The following is a 3,518-nucleotide window of genomic DNA, read 5'->3' on the forward strand; positions in this document are numbered from 1 at the left end:
GAACGGGTCCATCGCCGCGAAGCTGATGTTGACCGCGTTGGCACCGTTGGCCGAGGGGTCCTTCGCGCCCTTGCGCCAGTTGGTGAAGAGCGTGTTCCATTCGATCACGTCRAACTGCACGTCGAAGAAGCACTGCTTGAGCGACTGCTGCGCGAACTCGTTCATCGGCAGCGGCTGCATCTGGCCCGAGCCCGAGGCCGAGATCTGCACCTTCACCTTGATCGGCTTGGCGGCCGAGTAGCCGGCCTGCGTCATCAGCGCCTGCGCGGCCTTCACGTCGTACTTGATGTCGAAACCCGGCGTGCCGAACCACGGATGGCCCGGCGGCACCGTGCCCTTGGGCTCGGCCATCATGCCGCCGAGCAGCTGCTTCATGCCGCCGCGGTCGATGCACAGGTTGGCGGCCTGGCGCACGCGCTTGTCGAGCCAGGGCGAGCCCTCGGCAAAAGACAGCTGCCACGGCCACACATGCGGCTGCGCGTTGGAATAGATCTTGAAGCCGCGCTGCGTGATCTGCGCCATGGCATCGGGCGCGGGCGCCTCGATCCAGTCGACCTGSCCGCCCAGCAGCGCGGCGGTGCGCGCATTGGCCTCGGGCATCGGCAGCATCACGACCTTGTCGATCTTGGGTACGCGCTTCGCGTCCCAGTAGGTCTTGTTGGCGGCCAGCTCCAGGCGTTCGCGCGCCACGAAGCGCGTGACCTTGAACGGGCCCGATCCCGCGGGGTCGGCGGCGAAGGCGGTCCATGCGGCCTTGGACTTGTCGGCGGGCGTGGCGCCGGCCGCGGCGTCGAACTTCTTCTGCCACTGCGCGGGCGAGGCCATGAACAGGTTGCTCAGGTTGATCGGCAGGAAGGCGTCGGGCTCGCTCGTGGTGAGCTCGACCGTCATGTCGTCGATCTTGCGCGCGGTGCGCAGCGTGGGCATGCGCGAAGCGGTCACGCCGACCTGGCTGGGGTCGAACTGCGGCGCGTCCTTGTCGAGCACCTTCTGCACGTTCCACACCACCGCGTCGGCATTGAAGGCCGAGCCGTCATGGAACTTGACGCCGGGGCGCAGCTTGAAGACCCACCTGGTCTTGTCCTTGGCGTCGACGGCCCAGGAACTGGCCAGCGCCGGGATCAGCACGCTCGGCGCGTCGGCCTTGGACAGGTCCCACTGCGTGAGCGAGTCGTAGATCGGGATGCCGGTGAAGCGGTTGCCTTCGAAGCCCTGGTCGGGCTGGCCGAGCGTGCGCGGAATGTCGGCCGCGGTCATGGCGATGCGCAGCGTCTTCTCCTGGGCCAGCGCCGGCGTTGCGAAGGCCAGGGTGGCGAGCGCCGCGCAGGCGGCCAGGGGTTTCAGGATCGAGGCAGGAACGGCACGCTTCACAGGAGCTCCTAGGGGTGAAAGGGCAAAGGGATCGAACCGGTGGTGAAGCACGACGTGTGCCAGCCGCAAGGCCGCGATGCGACAATGGCCCTCCCATGACAGACACCCTCACCATCACCCGCCCGGACGACTGGCACCTGCATGTGCGCGACGGCGCCGCCCTCGAAGCCGTGGTGCCGCACAGCGCGCGCCAGTTCGGCCGCGCGCTGGTCATGCCCAACCTGCGCCCCCCTGTGACCACCGCGGCGCAGGCCATCGCCTACCGCGACCGCATCCGCGCGGCGGTGCCGCCGGGCACGGCCTTCGAGCCCGTGATGTCGCTCTACCTGACCGACAAGCTGCCGCCCGAGGAAATCGCGCTGGCCGCGGAAGCCGGCGTGCGCGCGCTCAAGCTCTACCCGGCCGGCGCCACCACCAACAGCGATGCCGGCGTGACCGACATCCGCCACACCTACAAGACGCTCGAAGCCATGCAGAAGCACGGCCTGCTGCTGCTGGTGCACGGCGAGGTCACCGACCCGGCCGTCGACCTGTTCGACCGCGAGGCCGTCTTCATCGACCGCGTGATGATCCCGCTGCGCCGCGACTTCCCCGAGCTCAAGGTGGTGTTCGAGCACCTCACCACCCGGGAGGGCGCCCACTACGTGCGCGATGCCAACCGCTTCACGGCCGCCACCATCACCGCGCACCACCTGCTGTACAACCGCAACGCCATCTTCACCGGCGGCATCCGCCCGCACTACTACTGCCTGCCCGTGCTCAAGCGCGAGACGCACCGCGTGGCGCTGGTCCAGGCGGCCACGAGCGGCAGCGACCGCTTCTTCCTGGGCACCGACAGCGCGCCGCACCCGGCCCACCTGAAGGAACATGCGCTCGGCTGCGCCGGCTGCTACACCGCGCTGACCGCCATCGAGCTCTATGCCGAGGCCTTCGACAGCGTGGACGCGCTCGACAAGCTCGAGGGCTTCGCAAGCTTCCATGGCCCCGACTTCTACGGCCTGCCGCGCAACAGCGGCACCATCACGCTGAAGCGCGAAAGCTGGACCGTGCCCGAGACCGTGCCCTACGGCGACGCCACGCTCAAGCCGCTGCGCGGTGGTGAAACCATCGGCTGGAGACTCGCATGACGCCCGCGCTGCGGGTGATGCTGCTGATCGATGCCGACAACGTCTCAGCCGACGTGATCGAGCAGGCCGTGCAGCGGACCCTGGCCGAGCACGGCGCGGTTCATGTGCGCCGCGCCTATTGCAACGCCGAAACGGCGCTCAAGCAGCAGGCGCTTTTCAAGCGGCTGTCGGTGCGGCCGATGGTCAACCTCTCGGCCGGCAAGAACAGCACCGACATCGCGCTGGCGGTCGATGCGCTCGATCTCGTGATCGCCGAGCGTCCCGACGTGGTGGTGCTGGTGTCTTCCGATTCCGACTTTGCGCCGCTCGTGATCCGGCTGCGCGAAAAGGGCTGCCGCGTCTGCGGCCTGGGCCAGCAGGGCAAGACCGGCGAGGAGACCGTGGCGGTCTACGACGAGTTCACCGACCTGCAGCACCACGGCGCGCCGGTCGCGCCCCGCACCGCGCCGGCGAAGAAGGCCGCGGCCAAGGTGGCCGCGAAGCGTGCTGCGCCGGCCAAGACGGAAAAGGCCGAGAAGAGTGCGGCCACGCAGCCGGCCCGCAAGGCTGCGGCCAAGACGCCGGCCCGAAAGACCGCCAAGGCAGCAGCGAAGCCGCCCGCGCCGCAGCCGCCCTCCGAGGCCGCCGAATTCATCCTGCGCGCGGCACCCGCGCTGCGCAGCGGTGCCGACGTGCCGCTCAACGACGTGGCCCAGGCGCTGCGCGCGGCTGGCCTCCTCGGCAAGCACGGCAGTTCGCTCAAGCTGTTCGACAAGCTCCCGGCGGAGTTCGCCGTGCTGCAGCACCCCGACCGCATCCGCTGGACCGGAGCCGCCACGCCTTGAGCCTGGCGGCGGTCGACTGGGCGCAGCCCTGGCTCGCGCCCTATCGCGCCATCGGCCAGGCGGCGGCGCAGGCGGCACTGCGCACCTCGGTCGCGGCCGCGCTGCAGCGGCATGCGGCGCCCGATTCCAGGCCCGCCTTCGTGCCGCAGTCGGCGCTGCCCGCGGGGCAGGCCTATGAAGCCCACATCTTCCAGAC

At 69.7% G+C, this 3,518-nt stretch carries 3 protein-coding genes and 1 pseudogene; 3 read left to right on the plus strand and 1 reads right to left on the minus strand.

Features of this window, described 5'->3' with window-relative positions:
* The coding region (locus AC1DOC_RS24890; protein ID WP_478130702.1) for an ABC transporter substrate-binding protein at positions 1-1,371 on the minus strand (1,371 nt) is incomplete at its 3' end.
* Between the two features lie 95 nt (positions 1,372-1,466).
* On the opposite strand from AC1DOC_RS24890, the gene pyrC reads away from it, so the two are divergent.
* The 3 genes and pseudogenes from pyrC to AC1DOC_RS24905 form a co-directional block, all read left to right on the plus strand.
* A complete protein-coding gene (pyrC, locus tag AC1DOC_RS24895) occupies positions 1,467-2,498 on the plus strand; it encodes a dihydroorotase (protein WP_062363234.1) in 1,032 nt (343 codons plus the stop codon).
* Entirely contained in the window at positions 2,495-3,322 is an 828-nt protein-coding gene (locus tag AC1DOC_RS24900) for an NYN domain-containing protein (RefSeq protein ID WP_062363232.1), read from the plus strand. The genes pyrC and AC1DOC_RS24900 overlap by 4 nt, the downstream gene beginning before the upstream one ends.
* Positions 3,319-3,518, plus strand: a pseudogene (locus tag AC1DOC_RS24905) (DUF3025 domain-containing protein); the annotation flags it as partial. The gene AC1DOC_RS24900 and the pseudogene AC1DOC_RS24905, both read left to right, overlap by 4 nt.

The sequence above is a fragment of the Variovorax sp. 01T439_2 genome, from assembly GCF_056398445.1.